A 14,137-nucleotide genomic window follows, 5' to 3' on the forward strand; every position below is an offset into this window, starting at 1 on the left:
AGTGTTACGCCGTGCTACGCTGCGCGACCCTTGCTTAGCCCCCTAACGAACAGCCGAACATGACCGCCGAAGCCACGTCCTTGCTGCGTCACCGCCCCTTCCTTGCCTTCTGGCTGGCACGCGTCTGCACCGCCAGCGCCTTCCAGATGATCACCGTGGCCATCGGCTGGCACATCTACGAGCTGACCCACAACGTGCTCGACCTGGGCCTGGTCGGACTGGTGGAGTTCACCCCGCGCGTACTGTTCATGCTGCACACCGGCCACGTCGCCGACCGCTACGACCGGCGGCGCATCGCCTCGCTCTGCCAGATCGGCCAGGGCCTGATCGCCGTGGCGCTGGTGATCGGTGCCAGCACCGACAACGTGACCCGCGAGATGATCTTCGTGATGGCCTTCCTGCTCGGCACCGCACGAGCCTTCGAGATGCCGACCACCCAGGCGCTGCTGCCGAATATCGTGCCCACCGCGCTGTTCCCCCGCGCCGTGGCGGCGTCCGCCTCGGCCATGCAGGCGGCGACCATCGCGGCGCCGGCCTTCGGTGGCTTCCTCTATGCCTTCGGCGCCTTCTGGGTCTATACGCCGACCGCCGTGCTGTACTTCATCGCCTGCACCCTGGTGCTCACCCTGCCCAAACGCCAGGCGCCCGCCGCCCAGGGCAAGGCGACCCTGGAATCGCTGCTCGCCGGCATCCGCTTCATCCGCAGTCGCCCGGACATCTTCGGCGCCATCTCGCTGGACCTGTTCGCCGTGCTGCTGGGCGGCGCCACCGCACTGCTGCCGGTGTTCGCCAAGGACATCCTGCTGACCGGCCCCTGGGGCCTGGGCCTGCTGCGCTCGGCCCCGGCGGTGGGCGCGCTGCTGATGTCGTTCTGGCTGGCGCGCTTCCCCATCGAGCGCAACGTCGGGCGGATCATGTTCCTCGCCGTCGGCATCTTCGGCGTGGCCACCATCGCCTTCGGCCTGTCGACCTCGTTCTGGTTCTCCCTCGCGGTGCTGGTGGTGCTGGGCGCGGCGGACATGATCAGCATGGTCATCCGCGGCGCCTTCGTGCAGCTGGAAACCCCGGACGAGATGCGTGGCCGGGTCAGCGCGGTGAACGGCCTGTTCATCGGTGCCTCGAACCAGTTGGGCGAGTTCGAGTCCGGGCTCACCGCCCACTGGCTCGGCACCGTGCCTGCCGTGGTGCTCGGCGGGGTCGGCACGCTGGTGGTCACCGGCGTGTGGATGAAGCTGTTCCCGTCCCTGGCCAGGCGCGACAAGCTGCACTGACTGGCCCGCTGCTACAAAAAACAATCCCGAATCCGGACAAAAAAATCCCCCGCTGGAAGCACCGGCGAGGGATGTGGGAACGGGCGCCGCGAACGGCGCCCGGATGGGATCGAATAGGGGAAACTAGTGCGGCGTGCCCAGCCCGGCGGCACTCATGAACAGGCGCATCAGCCAGGCTGCCACGCCGAGGCCGGCGACGCTCAGTACCCAGATCAGCACCAGCCAGCCCAGTCGCTTGCGCAGCGGCGCCTTCTCCTGCGCTTCGTGAGTCATGCTCCGCACCTCTAGTGGTAGCCGTCGCCGTGCTTCACCTTGCCGCGGAACACGTAGTAGCTCCACGCGGTGTAGACGAGGATGAACGGGATGATGAACAGCGCGCCCACCAGCATGAAGCCCAGGCTCTGCGGCGGTGCCGCGGCGTCCCAGATCGACATCGACGGCGGGATGATGTTCGGCCACAGACTGATGCCCAGCCCGCTGTAGCCCAGGAAGATCAGCGCCAGGGTCAGCAGGAACGGCTTCACGTGGTCGTTGCGCGCCACCGACCGCAGCAGGCTGTAGAAGGTCAGCAGCACCAGCAGCGGCACCGGCAGGAACCAGAACAGGTTCGGCAGGCTGAACCAGCGCTGAGCGATCTCGGCGTGGGCCAGCGGGGTCCACAGGCTGACGATACCGATCACCGCCAACAGGACCAGCGCCAGCGGCTTGGCCAGGTCATGCATGCGTTCCTGCAGGCGGCCTTCGGTCTTCATGATCAGCCAGGTGCAGCCCAGCAGGCTGTAGGCGACCACCAGGCCGAGGCCACAGAACAACGGGAACGGCGCCAGCCAGTCCAGCGCGCCGCCGGCGAAGGCGCGGTTTTCCACCGGGATGCCCTCGATGAAGGCGCCCAGCGCCACGCCCTGGAAGAAGGTCGCCACCAGCGAGCCGACGATGAACGACTTGTCCCACAAGTGACGTTTGTTGGCCCGCGCCTTGAAACGGAACTCGAAGGCCACGCCGCGGAAGATCAGCCCCACCAGCATCAGGATCAGCGGCAGGTAAAGCGCCGACAACACGGCCGAATAGGCCACCGGGAAGGCGCCGAACAATGCCGCGCCGCCCAGTACCAGCCAGGTCTCGTTGCCGTCCCAGACTGGCGCGACGGTGTTCATCATCACGTCGCGGTCGCCCTCGTCCTTGAAGAACGGATAGAGCATGCCGATGCCCAGGTCGAACCCGTCCATCACCACGTACATCATGATCCCGAAGATGATGATGATCGCCCAGATCAGCGGAAGATCGATGCCCATGACTCAGTTCCTCCCTTCCAGGCTGTCGCTGTCGCCGTCATCGAGGCCCTCTTCGGCCGCCGACAGCGGCCGTGCCGGAGTACGTTTCTGCCCGGCGCCGCCGTGGCTGGTTTCGCGGCCTTCGTGGGTGACCGGGCCCTTGCGCACCAGGCGCATCATGTAGCCGATGCCCACGCCGAACAGGCTGAAGTACACCAGCACGAACATCACCAGGGTCAGGCTCATCTGCGTGACGCTGTGGTTGGACACGGCATCGGCGGTACGCATCAGCCCGTACACGACCCAGGGCTGGCGACCAATCTCGGTGGTGAACCAGCCGGCGAGAATTGCGATCAGGCCGGACGGCCCCATCCACAGCACCAGATGGAGGAAGGCGCGGTTCTCGAACAGGCGCTTGCGCCAGCGCAGCCAGACGCTCCACAAGCCCACCAGGATCATCAGCAGGCCCAGGCCGACCATGATCCGGAACGACCAGAAGATGACGGTGGAGTTGGGCCGGTCGGCCTTGGGGAAGTCTTTCAGCGCCGGGATCGGCTCGGTCAGGCTGTGGTTCAGGATCAGGCTGCCGAGTACCGGGATCTCGACCTTGAAGCGGGTTTCCTCACGCTCCATGTCCGGCCAGCCGACCAGGATCAGCGGGGTCGGGCCGCCTTCGCTGTTGTCCCAGTGGCCTTCGATGGCGGCGATCTTCGCCGGCTGGTGCTTGAGCGTGTTCAGACCGTGAGCGTCACCCACCATGGCCTGGATGGGCGCGACGATCAGCGCCATCCACATGGCCATCGAGAGCATCTTGCGGATCGCCGGGTTGTCGCGGCCGCGCAGCAGATGCCAGGCCGCCGAGGCGCCGACGAAGAAGGCGGTGGCGACGAACGAGGCGATCGCCATGTGCAGCAGGCGATAGGGGAAGGACGGGTTGAAGATGATCGCCAGCCAGTTCACCGGGACCACCACGCCGTTGACGATCTCATGGCCTTGTGGCGTCTGCATCCAGCTGTTGGAGGCGAGGATCCAGAAGGTGGAGATCAGCGTGCCGATCGCCACCATCACCGTGGCGAAGAAGTGCAGGCCCGGGCCGACGCGGTGCCAGCCGAAGAGCATGACGCCGAGGAAGCCGGCTTCCAGGAAGAACGCCGTGAGCACCTCGTAGGTCAGCAGCGGGCCGGTGACGCTCCCGGCGAAGGCCGAGAACGCGCTCCAGTTGGTGCCGAACTGGTAGGCCATGACGAGTCCGGAGACCACGCCCATGCCGAAGTTGACGGCGAAGATCTTCGACCAGAAGTGATAGAGGTCGCGGTAGACCTCCTCATGGGTCTTCAGCCACAGGCCTTCGAGCACCGCCAGGTAGCTGGCGAGGCCAATGGTGATGGCAGGGAAGATGATGTGGAACGACACGGTAAAGGCGAACTGGATCCGGGCCAGGTCGAGCGCCTCTAATCCGAACATGGCTATTCCTCTTCAGGCTGACGCCCGCCACACGGCTGGCTAGGCACCTTGCCTTGCGCATGCGCAGGGCGTTCTTGCGTGATGTCTGTCTCTCTCATGACTCAGTTTCGAGCCACCGATCTGGCGTCGGTTCGGGTTCTTTTCGCCGCTCAATCAGAATGGGCCACCATCCGCATTGACGCCGCTCAAGAAACTGTATTGATCTTACGCGCCCACCCGGCGCGGACTGGAGTGGTGGTTTGCCGCGCGACGGGGTGTCGCGCGACAGCTTGTCTCAGGCCGGGACCGCCTCACCATATGAACAAAATCGAATATGAAAATGAAAAATTAATATTTTATTGGAATAAAAGGAGCGGGTAACTTTCGCTGCAACCGCTGCCGAGTGAGCCGCGGAAAAAGAATCCACCGCCCGTACGAAGGCCCCATCCCGGCCGGCCCGGACGTCAGCGGTCATCTGCCCCACAAGGACACTGCAATGAAAAAGCTGCTGCTTCTGACCGCCCTCGCCACTGCCTTCACCACGTCCGCCTTCGCCAACGAAAAGCTGGTCGTCGCCGCCACCCCTATCCCCCACGCCGAGATCCTCGAGCTGATCAAGCCGACCCTGGCCAAGGAAGGCGTGGACCTGGAGATCAAGGTCTTCACCGACTACGTGCAGCCCAACGTGCAGGTCGCCGAGAAGCGCCTGGACGCCAACTACTTCCAGACCAAGCCGTACCTGGACAACTTCAACAAGGGCAAGGGCACCAACCTGGTCACCGTGACCGGCGTGCACGTCGAGCCCTTCGGCGGCTACTCGAAAAAGTACAAGTCCATCGACCAGCTACCTGACGGCGCTACCGTCGCCATCCCCAACGAAGGCAGCAACAGCGGCCGCGCCCTGCTCCTGCTGCAGAAGGCCGGCGTGATCAAGCTCAAGGACCCGAGCAACGCCCTGGCCACCCCGAAAGACATCGCCGAGAACCCCAAGCACCTGAAGTTCAAGGAGCTGGAATCGGCCCTGCTGCCACGCGTGCTGGATCAGGTCGACCTGGACCTGATCAACACCAACTACGCGCTGGAGGCCAAGCTCAACCCGGTGAAGGACGCGCTGATCCTCGAAGACCGCAACTCGCCCTACGTGAACTACCTGGTGGCGCGTCCGGACAACAAGGACAGCGACGCCCTGAAGAAACTCTCCGCCGCCCTGACCAGCCCGGACGTCAAAGCCTTCATCGAGAAGAAGTACAACGGCGCCGTGGTGCCCGCCTTCTGATCCGTCGCCCGGCCGCTGGCCGGGCGCAACGACTCCCACGCTGGGCGCGCCTTGTGCGCACCCGCTTCGACGCCGGTGGGCAGGTTCCACCGGCGTTTTTCTTAGAGCGTGTTTACGATCTCGCGAGCCACAGCAGAACAAGGCAAAAACAGGCGAGGATGCGCAGTTTACGAGTTGTAAATGAGCAATCCGAGCCTGTCTTTAACGCTGTGATGCCGACGCGCAGCAGATCGTAAACGGGCTCTCTCCAAAGGACTTGCCATGAGCGACCACGCCAAAGGCCCCTCCACCCGCGCTGTCCATGCCGGCCACGATGCCGACCGACGCATGGTCACCCGCGCCAAGAGCCAGCCGATCTACCAGAGTTCGGTGTTCGTCTACGACTCCCTGGAGCAGGTCGACGACTTCCTCGCCGGCAACCCCGACAACTACATGTACACGCGCATCGGCAACCCCAACCACAGCGCCGTGGAAGAGCTGCTGCGCGAGCTGGAAGGTGGCGAGGACGCGCTGTTCTCCGCCTCCGGCATGGCCGCCATTTCCGCCGCACTGCTGGGTGTGCTCAGCGCCGGCGATCACCTGATCGCCAGCCGCGAGCTGTACGGCACCACCCAGAGCCTGATCGAGAAGGAGCTGACGCGCTTCGGCATCGCCTCCACTCTGCTCGACCTCAACGACCTGGCCGCGGTGGAAGCGGCAATCACCCCGAGCACCCGGTTGATCTACACCGAGACTGCCTCCAACCCGCTGGTGCGCATCAGCAACATTCCTGCGCTGGCCGAGCTTGCCCACCGCCGCGGCCTCCGGCTGCTGGTGGACAACACCTTCCTCTCGCCGGTGCTCTACCAGCCGCTGCGCGATGGCGCCGACCTGGTGATCCATAGCACCACCAAGTACCTCAATGGCCACAGCGACGCCATGGGCGGCGCGCTGGTCGGCGACGCGCAGTGGATCGCCGCCGCAAGGCGCTTCCAGATCAACGCCGGCGGCAGCGCCAGCCCGTTCGAGAGCTGGCTCAACTTTCGCGGTGCGAAGACCCTGGCCCTGCGCATGAAGGCCCACTCGCAGAACGCCCAGGCACTGGCCGAAGCCCTCGAAGCGCATCCGCAGGTCGCCCGCGTGTTCTACCCCGGCCTGTCCTCGCACCCGGACTTCGAGCTGGCGCAGCGGCTGTTCCGCAAGGGCTATTCGGGCATGTTGAGCTTCACCCTCAAGGGCGGCCTCGACCAGGTCGACACATTGATCGGCGCACTGCAACTGGCCGCCTTCGCCCCGTCGCTGGCCGGCGTCGCCAGCAGCATCACCCACCCCGGCAAGACCTCGCACCGCGCGCTGTCCGCCGAGGCCCTGACCGCGCTGGACATCCACGACGGCACCATCCGTGTGTCGGTGGGCATCGAGGACAGCGAGGACATCGTCCGTGACTTCCTGCAGGCGCTGGACGCGCTGTAGAAGCAGAAGGAGAAAGACCATGAATGCACCCCACGCGCCGCTTCCGCTGCTGACCTTCCCCGACGCCGACAAGAGCCCGCTGAGCATCCGCGCCAAGGCGCTGGTGTTCTTCGACCCGCGCTCCCACGAAGTGCGTGACGAGGTGGAGCGCCTGGCGCCGTTGCCGCAGCCGGTGCTGATCCACGGCGAGACCGGCACCGGCAAGGAGCTGCTGGCCCGCCACATCCACCGCGCCAGCGAGCGTCCGGGCCTGTTCGTCGCGGTCAGCTGCAGCGCATTGAGCCGCAACTACGCCGACGCCGAGCTGTTCGGCTACGCGCCGGGCGCGCACAACGGCCCGGTGGGCAGCCGCGCCGGCTGGTTCGGCTCGGCCAACGGCGGCACCCTGTACCTGGACGAAATCGCCGACTTGCCGCTGTCGCTGCAGCAGAAACTGTTGCGCGTACTGCAGGAACGCGAAGTGCTGCGTGTCGGCGCGCGGGAGCCGGTGCCGGTGGACGTGCGCCTGGTCGCTGCCACCAGTATCGACCTGGGCCAAGCGGTGAAGGCCGGGAAATTCCTCGAAGGCCTGCAGCAGTACCTGCACGACGGCAACCTCACGCTGCCGCCGCTGCGCGAACGCATCGGCGATATCCAGCCGCTGGCCGAGTACTTCCTCGGCGTGCACGCGCAGCGCCTGGAACTGCCGGTGCCAGAGATCGCCAGCGACACCCAGCGAGCACTGGAAGGCTATTCGTGGCCGGGGAACATCCGCGAGCTGGAGAACGTCATCCACTTTGCCCTGCTGGTCAGTCCGGACGAGGAGATTCGCCCGGAGCACCTGAACTTCTCAGGGGGTGTCACGGGACCGGGCAGCGTGGCCAGAACGGGCGGGGAAGCGGAGGTGAACGAAGCGTCACTGGAGCATCTGGTGCGCCAGCCCGGCGTCGAGGCGCAACTGCGTGCGCTGCTGCAACGCCTGGAGCACGAGCGCGGCTGATGCCGCGCTGTAGTCGCCAGTGCGACCCGAAGGGCCGCGCACGGGCGACGGCATGCTACGAAGTGGGGTCTTACTTGGTAGCGGTGTTGGAGTGAGCAACCACCGGCGTGCACGACGGATTGGTCAGCTTGGCCGGATCGGTCAGCAGGCCCGGCATCATGCGCGAGGTGCAGTTGAACACGCGGCCTTTGGTGGTGGTGGCGACGTAGGAGAGTTCCTGGGCGCCCAGGGCGTCCGGCTGACCGGCCTTGACGTCGCTGACGACCAGCTCGTCGGAGGAAGCCAGACCGATCATCTGGGCGGTGGCGGCTTGCAGCGGAACGATGGCCTGGTTGGTGGTCATGGTCTGGCAGCCAGCCAGCGAAGCGAAGAGTGCAGTGGCAACGGCGATACGTTTGAAGTCCATCTCGAGATGCTCCCTGAATTGGTGGTTTTTTATCCTGCCGGGGGAGACTAACGGAATCAGCAAGTCAATCGCCATAGTCGTTTCACATGTTTTTCACGAAAAGTTGCACACTCGTTCAAGCTTTCAAGCTCAAACCCGCTCTACTCCGGGAATTGTGCTAAGCGAGAGCCTGTTTCACGTCCCTGACAGCCGTTTATCGCGTCAACGCCAGGAACCGCGCTGAACCGTTTCACCTTTGGCGACGAATGGTCGCAGTGAAAGGCCTCGCCGACCTGCAGGTCGGCAGGAGGGAATCCTGAGCAAGAAGTCAAAATCAGGGCTATTCACCAGCGATATCAAACAAAGCAGTCTCATCGACCAGACCAATACCGCTCATCAAGACCATTCACTTCTTTTCGTCACAATCTTCAGGGAAAATGGCTATCAGGCGGTCGGGACCCATTTTCCCCGGCGCCATTGGAGACTATCGTGACCAGCTTTGCCGCTCTTGCTAACTTCTTCGCCGCCACCGCTTTCCTGACCGCGCCCGCGAAGGCCGACCCGGAACGCCGTGAGATCCGTGAGGCGAAAAAGAACCGTCGCAAGTAAAGCAGTACCCGCTTCGCTCGGCCCTCGACCTGGGCCGGCGGCGGGACCACCGGTCCCGCCGATTGGCCTTTTCGGGCTCAATCGTGTTTTCATTGAATGCTTGTTCAAGGAAAATTTCGAGGGACCCCGCCCGTTTTGTCCGTTGCACAATCCTCCCCGTCCGTAACACCCTCGCCGTCCATGCGCATGAACCCACCGGTCTTCTACGGTGCGGCCGCGCTGATCCTGCTCTTCGCCCTGATCGTCATCAGCCAGCCCCAACGGGCCGGTGAGTGGCTGCTCGCCGCACAGTCCTGGGCCGCCGACAGCGTCGGCTGGTACTACCTGCTGGCGATGACGCTGTACCTGATCTTCGTGGTGGTCACCGCGCTTTCCGGCTACGGAAAGATCAAGCTCGGTGCCGACCACGACGAGCCGGAATTCAGCTACCTGTCCTGGGCCGGCATGCTGTTCGCCGCCGGCATCAGCATCACCCTGTTCTTCTTCTGCGTGTCCGAGCCGCTGACCCACTTCGCCCAGCCGCCGCAAGGCGAAGCCGGCACCCCGGAAGCGGCGCGCCAGGCCATGCAGCTGCTGTTCCTGCACTGGGGCCTGCATGGCTGGGGCGTGTTCGCCCTGGTGGCGATGGCGCTGGCCTACTTCGCCTACCGTCACAACCTGCCGCTGGCGCTGCGCTCGGCGCTGTACCCGCTGATCGGCAAGCGCATCAACGGCCCGATCGGCTACACCGTGGACTGCTTCGGCATCATCGCCACGGTGTTCGGCCTGGGCGCGGACATGGGCTTCGGCGTACTCCAACTCAACGCCGGCCTGGACTTCCTGTTCGGCGTCGCCCACAGCCATCCGGTGCAGATGACGCTCATCGCGCTGATGATGGGCGCGGCCATCCTGGTCGCCGTGTCCGGCGTGGACAAGGGCATCCGCCTGCTGTCCGATATCAACATGCTGCTGGCCTGCGCGCTGCTGCTCTTCGTGCTGTTCGCCGGCCCTACGCAACACCTGCTCAACACCCTGGTGCAGAACATCGGCGACTACCTCGGCGCCCTGCCGACCAAGAGCTTCGACCTCTACGCCTACGGCAAGGATGGCAGCGACTGGCTGGGTGGCTGGACGGTGTTCTACTGGGCCTGGTGGATCGCCTGGGCGCCCTTCGTCGGCCTGTTCATCGCACGTATTTCCCGCGGGCGGACAATCCGCGAGTTCGTCTTCGGCGTGCTGTTCATCCCCCTGGGCTTCACGCTGGCGTGGATGTCGATCTTCGGTAACAGCGCCCTGGACCAGGTGCTCAACCATGGCTTCAGCGAACTGGGCCGCGTGGCCATCGCCGATCCGTCCATGGCGCTCTACCAGATGCTGCAGAACTACCCGGCCAGTCGGGTGGTGATCGCGGTGACGGTGCTGGTCAGCTTCGTGTTCTTCGTCACCTCGGCGGACTCCGGCACCGTGGTGCTCTCCACCCTCTCCGCCCACGGCGGCAGCGCCGACGACGACGGGCCGAAGTGGCTGCGGGTGTTCTGGGGCGTGGCCACTGCGCTGGTCACCGGCGGCCTGCTGTTCGCCGGCAGCATCGATGCGCTGAAGTCAGCGGTGGTACTGACCTCGCTGCCCTTCTCGCTGATCCTGCTGCTGATGATGTGGGGCCTGCACAAGGCGTTCTACCTGGAATCCCAGCGTCAGCGCGCACGCACTCACTCGCTGGCGCCGCCGCCTTCGGCCAAGCCCGGCGGCTGGAAACGGCGCATTTCCCAGGCGGTGCATTTCCCCACCCGCGACGAGGTGTACCGCTACATGGTCGACGTGGTCAGCCCGGCGATCGCAGAGGTGTCCGAGGTGTTCCGCGAGAAGGGCCTGCAGGTGGATTCCGACCTGGACCTGAGCAACCTGGAGATCGGCCTGGAGATCGGCCACGGCGCGCAGCATCCGTTCCTCTACCAGGTGTCGATGCGCGGCTACTTCACCCCGTCCTTCGCCCGCGCCGGCATGGGCGGCCTGCACCTGAAGAATCGCCGGTACTTCCGCGCCGAGGTGCACCTGTCCGAAGGCAGCCAGGACTACGACCTGATGGGCTACAGCAAGGAGCAGATCATCAACGACATGCTCGACCAGTACGAGCGGCACCTCCAGTTCCTGCACCTGGTGCGCTGAGTCCGTGAACCGACGAAAAAGGCGCCTGCAGGCGCCTTTTTCACATCACTGCGGAGGATCAGCCGCGGGTGCCGCCCAGCACCTTGCGGTAGAACAGCACGCAGATCGCCACGAAGACCACCAGGCCCAGCCACTGCGCGGTCTCCTCGAAACTCCCGCCGACCAGGGCCAGGGGCGAGGCAGACCCCGTGGCGCCGATGATCGCGGCGAGCAGAATGCCCATCAGGCTCTCCCCGACGATCAGGCCGGAGGCTAGCAGCACGCCGCGGCGCTTGGGCTCGTCGGAGAACGTCTCCACGTCCTTGCCGGCCGCCAGCGCGCGCTTGGCCAGGGCGGTTTCCAGCAGCCAGCCGATCACCGCGCCGACCACCAGGGTCATGCCGATGGTCGGCGGCAGGTAGATGCCCAGGCCCACGGCGAGTACCGGCAGGCTGGCCTTGCCGGTACGGCGCAGCAGCACGTCGACCAGGATCAGCGCGATACCCAGCGCGACGCCGATCAGGATCATGTTCCAGTTCAGCGCGTTGTGGAAAATCCCGCTGGCAATCGCCGTCATCAGCGTCGCCTGCGGCGCGGCCAGCGCGGCGTTCGGGTCCATGCCCTCGCGGGGCAGCGCACCGGTGAAGCCGTAGGCGTTGAACAGCAGTTCCAGCACCGGCGGGATCACCAGGGCGCCCACCAGGCAGCCGACGATCAGAGCCACCTGCTGGCGCCACGGAGTCGCGCCGACCAGGTAACCGGTCTTCAGGTCCTGCAGGTTGTCATTGGAAATCGCCGCGATGGCGATCACCACCGAGGTGGTGAACAGCGCCAGGGCGATGGCCAGCTTGCCGCCCTGCTGATCGAGGAAGCCGGCTTCCAGCGAGCCGACGCCGAGGATCAGCAGCGAGACCAGGATCACCGCGATGATGCCGATGCCGGAGATCGGGCTGCTCGAGGAGCCGACCAGGCCAGCCATGTAGCCGCAGGCCGCGGCGATCAGGAAGCCGAAAAAGAAGGCGAAGATCACGCAGACCGCCACCAGGCCCCAGAAGCCGACGCCGTGCAGGTCCGGCGCCGCCTCGCCGAGGAAGTAGGAAAACACCACGAACAGCGCCACCAGCAGGACACCAGCAATGGCGACGATCCACTTCGCCGACAGGTCCTGCTCGGTGCGCAGGTCGCTCACTTCCCCACGCCCGCGCACGGCGCTCAGCGATGACCAGACGCCCTGGACCATGGGTTTGAACAGGGTCGCCAGGGTCCACAGGGCGGCAATGCCGATGGTGCCGGCGCCGAGAAAGCGCACCTGGGTGCTCCACAGCTTGGTGGCCAGCTCCGGCAGGCTCTGTCCGGCGGCCAGCACGCTGTTCACCGAGAGTAACGGCACGGCCACGCCCCAGGCGATGACCACGCCGATCAGGATGGCGATGCCGGCGGTGATGCCCATCAGGTAGCCCGCGCCCACCAGCGCCAGGGAGAAGCCGGTGGACAGGCGAAACGCTGCCTGCCCGGCCGTGATCCAGAAGCTGAAGCCCTCGGCGAGCACCTTGAAGCCGCTGCTGAGCAGGCTGAACGCGGCGGCGACCACGCCACCGGCGAGGATGTCACGCAGGCCCGGAGCGCCCGCTTTCGCCGGCTTGCCGGCCTTTTCCTCTGCCTCATCCTGGCTACCGACGCGGAGGATTTCCGCCGCGGCCACGCCTTCGGGGTACGGCAGATTGCTCTGCACCACCATCACCCGGCGCAGCGGGATGGTGTAGAGCACGCCGAGGATGCCGCCGATGGAGCAGATGGCGGCGGTCTGCCAGAACGGGAAACCGCTCCAGTAACCGATCATCAGCAGGCCGGGCAGGATGAAGATGATCGAGGACAGGGTGCCGGCCGCCGAGGCCTGGGTCTGCACCATGTTGTTCTCGAGGATGTTGGAGCCGGAGAAGTAGCGCAGCACGGCCATGGAAATGACCGCCGCGGGAATCGACGAGGCGAAGGTCAGGCCGACCTTGAGGCCGAGATAGACGTTGGAAGCGGTGAACACCACGGTGATCAGCGCGCCGAGGATCAGGCCGCGAACCGTCAGCTCGGCGAGGTTGGACTCGTCGGGAATCCGTTCTTGCATGGAGGCAATCTCTTTATGAAGCGAAACTGCCAAAGCGTAGGACAGTGAGCCATCCACCGCGACCCAGAATGGCGACGAATGCGGTCTGCGGTGCGGCTTTGTTGCCGCAAGTCACGGGGATGGCGGGATATTTCGAGCCGAACCCGGCGCCCGGCATCCCTGTAGGAACGAGGGGGCGCCTAGCTCTTGCTCGCGAACGCGCTCACCCATGAAATCGGCGTTATGCGGTTCGCGAGCAAGCTCGCTCCCACACACCCTTCCTCGGGCCTGTAGGGCGGAGTCCTCAGAACGGCTTGTCGCCGAGGATGGTCGCGCGGTGCATCACCCGGCGCTGCGGACGGTAGTCGTCCACCGCGTAATGCTGGGTCACACGGTTATCCCAGAAGGCCACGTCGTTCTCCTTCCAGCGCCAGCGCACCGTGAACTCCGGGCGGGCAAAATGGGCGAACAGCAGGTCGAGGATGGCGCGGCTTTCCGCCGGCTCCAGCTCGTTGATGCGGGTGGTGAATCCGTCGCTGACGAACAGCGCCTTGCGCCCGGTGACCGGGTGCGTGCGAATCACCGGATGGCTGCGCGGCGGGTTCTTCTTGCGCGCTTCCTCCAGCCGCGCCAGGTCCGCGTCAGTGGCACCGAAGCGCTCCTGGGGGAAGGACTTGCTGATGTCGTGGGTTGCGGTGAGGCCGTCGAGCAAGCGCTGCAACGGTTTCGACAGTGCCTCGAACGCCGCGATGCCACTGGCCCACAGGGTGTCGCCGCCGTAAGGCGGCAGCTGCTTGGCGGCCAGCACGGCGCCCAGCGCCGGTGTCTCGAGGAAGGTCACGTCGGTGTGCCAGATGGCGTTGTCGCGCACGTCGGTGACGGCGGTGTCGAGGACGATGACTTCACGTTGTTCGGGCGAGCTGGGGTAGATCGGGTGGATGTGCAGGTCGCCGAAGCGCGCGGCGAAGTTGGCCTGCTGGCCCGGCGTCAGTGGCTGGTCGCGGAAGAACAGCACCTGGTGATCGAGCAGGGCCTGCTCGATCTGGCGCTGTGCCGTGTCATCCAGCGGGTCGGCCAGGCGCACGCCGGACACGACGGCGCCGAGGGCCGGGCTGATGGGTTCGATGCTCAGGGTGGTCATGTTCGTGTTCTCTCGTGAGGTTCACGGGGAAAGGCGCCCTCTCCCCAACCCTCTCCCTGAAGGGAGAGGGGGCTTGTTCGGTGTATTC

Annotated in this window: 11 protein-coding genes; 5 read left to right on the forward strand and 6 right to left on the reverse strand. The window is 65.4% G+C overall.

The features are described from left to right. Window positions 1-59: 59 nt before the first annotated feature. Entirely contained in the window at window positions 60-1,271 is a 1,212-nt protein-coding gene (locus AC1ZV1_RS26185; protein WP_484294289.1) for an MFS transporter, read from the forward strand. 123 nt (window positions 1,272-1,394) lie between these two features. Here the strand turns inward: AC1ZV1_RS26185 and AC1ZV1_RS26190 are convergent, their stop codons facing one another. The 3 genes from AC1ZV1_RS26190 to AC1ZV1_RS26200 are packed head-to-tail and all read right to left on the reverse strand — an operon-like array spanning window position 1,395 to window position 4,006. Next, window positions 1,395-1,544 (reverse strand): DUF2474 domain-containing protein, encoded by a 150-nt coding sequence (locus AC1ZV1_RS26190; RefSeq protein WP_484294290.1) that lies wholly within the window; start codon window positions 1,542-1,544, stop codon window positions 1,395-1,397. A gap of 11 nt (window positions 1,545-1,555) precedes the next feature. After that, the gene (cydB, locus tag AC1ZV1_RS26195; RefSeq protein ID WP_484294291.1) at window positions 1,556-2,563 is read right to left on the reverse strand and encodes a cytochrome d ubiquinol oxidase subunit II; all 1,008 of its coding nucleotides are present in this window, start codon (window positions 2,561-2,563) and stop codon (window positions 1,556-1,558) included. Window positions 2,564-2,566: 3 nt separating this feature from the next. Further along, window positions 2,567-4,006 carry a cytochrome ubiquinol oxidase subunit I gene (locus AC1ZV1_RS26200; RefSeq protein ID WP_484294292.1) on the reverse strand — a complete coding sequence of 480 codons (1,440 nt, stop codon included), beginning with the start codon at window positions 4,004-4,006 and terminating at the stop codon, window positions 2,567-2,569. 475 nt (window positions 4,007-4,481) lie between these two features. On the opposite strand from AC1ZV1_RS26200, the gene AC1ZV1_RS26205 reads away from it, so the two are divergent. From AC1ZV1_RS26205 to AC1ZV1_RS26215, 3 genes are all read left to right on the forward strand, one after another. After that, the gene (locus tag AC1ZV1_RS26205; protein ID WP_484294293.1) at window positions 4,482-5,261 is read left to right on the forward strand and encodes a MetQ/NlpA family ABC transporter substrate-binding protein; all 780 of its coding nucleotides are present in this window, start codon (window positions 4,482-4,484) and stop codon (window positions 5,259-5,261) included. 261 nt (window positions 5,262-5,522) lie between these two features. After that, a complete protein-coding gene (locus tag AC1ZV1_RS26210) occupies window positions 5,523-6,713 on the forward strand; it encodes a trans-sulfuration enzyme family protein (RefSeq protein WP_484294294.1) in 1,191 nt (396 codons plus the stop codon). Window positions 6,714-6,732: 19 nt separating this feature from the next. Beyond that, entirely contained in the window at window positions 6,733-7,692 is a 960-nt protein-coding gene (locus AC1ZV1_RS26215; protein WP_484294295.1) for a sigma 54-interacting transcriptional regulator, read from the forward strand. A gap of 70 nt (window positions 7,693-7,762) precedes the next feature. Here the strand turns inward: AC1ZV1_RS26215 and AC1ZV1_RS26220 are convergent, their stop codons facing one another. After that, window positions 7,763-8,098: a hypothetical protein gene (locus tag AC1ZV1_RS26220; protein WP_484294296.1), complete on the reverse strand. Its 336-nt coding sequence runs from the start codon at window positions 8,096-8,098 to the stop codon at window positions 7,763-7,765. Between the two features lie 774 nt (window positions 8,099-8,872). On the opposite strand from AC1ZV1_RS26220, the gene betT reads away from it, so the two are divergent. Beyond that, window positions 8,873-10,831: a choline BCCT transporter BetT gene (betT, locus tag AC1ZV1_RS26225; RefSeq protein WP_484294297.1), complete on the forward strand. Its 1,959-nt coding sequence runs from the start codon at window positions 8,873-8,875 to the stop codon at window positions 10,829-10,831. Window positions 10,832-10,889: 58 nt separating this feature from the next. Here betT and AC1ZV1_RS26230 read toward each other — a convergent pair whose 3' ends face one another. Both AC1ZV1_RS26230 and tauD read right to left on the reverse strand, forming a co-directional pair. Further along, window positions 10,890-12,929 (reverse strand): OPT family oligopeptide transporter, encoded by a 2,040-nt coding sequence (locus tag AC1ZV1_RS26230; protein WP_484294298.1) that lies wholly within the window; start codon window positions 12,927-12,929, stop codon window positions 10,890-10,892. A gap of 283 nt (window positions 12,930-13,212) precedes the next feature. Further along, window positions 13,213-14,049 (reverse strand): taurine dioxygenase, encoded by an 837-nt coding sequence (gene tauD, locus AC1ZV1_RS26235; protein ID WP_484294300.1) that lies wholly within the window; start codon window positions 14,047-14,049, stop codon window positions 13,213-13,215. Between the last annotated feature and the right edge of the window lie 88 nt (window positions 14,050-14,137).

The sequence above is a fragment of the Pseudomonas sp. BB438 genome, assembly GCF_057180225.1.

Bases quoted from the DNA above. Each gene is read 5' to 3' on its own strand.
- AC1ZV1_RS26185 (WP_484294289.1), top strand. From the start codon at position 60: ATGACCGCCGAAGCCACGTCCTTGCTGCGTCACCGCCCCTTCCTTGCC.
- AC1ZV1_RS26190 (WP_484294290.1), bottom strand. From the start codon at position 1,544: ATGACTCACGAAGCGCAGGAGAAGGCGCCGCTGCGCAAGCGACTGGGC.
- cydB (WP_484294291.1), bottom strand. From the start codon at position 2,563: ATGGGCATCGATCTTCCGCTGATCTGGGCGATCATCATCATCTTCGGG.
- AC1ZV1_RS26200 (WP_484294292.1), bottom strand. From the start codon at position 4,006: ATGTTCGGATTAGAGGCGCTCGACCTGGCCCGGATCCAGTTCGCCTTT.
- AC1ZV1_RS26205 (WP_484294293.1), top strand. From the start codon at position 4,482: ATGAAAAAGCTGCTGCTTCTGACCGCCCTCGCCACTGCCTTCACCACG.
- AC1ZV1_RS26210 (WP_484294294.1), top strand. From the start codon at position 5,523: ATGAGCGACCACGCCAAAGGCCCCTCCACCCGCGCTGTCCATGCCGGC.
- AC1ZV1_RS26215 (WP_484294295.1), top strand. From the start codon at position 6,733: ATGAATGCACCCCACGCGCCGCTTCCGCTGCTGACCTTCCCCGACGCC.
- AC1ZV1_RS26220 (WP_484294296.1), bottom strand. From the start codon at position 8,098: ATGGACTTCAAACGTATCGCCGTTGCCACTGCACTCTTCGCTTCGCTG.
- betT (WP_484294297.1), top strand. From the start codon at position 8,873: ATGAACCCACCGGTCTTCTACGGTGCGGCCGCGCTGATCCTGCTCTTC.
- AC1ZV1_RS26230 (WP_484294298.1), bottom strand. From the start codon at position 12,929: ATGCAAGAACGGATTCCCGACGAGTCCAACCTCGCCGAGCTGACGGTT.
- tauD (WP_484294300.1), bottom strand. From the start codon at position 14,049: ATGACCACCCTGAGCATCGAACCCATCAGCCCGGCCCTCGGCGCCGTC.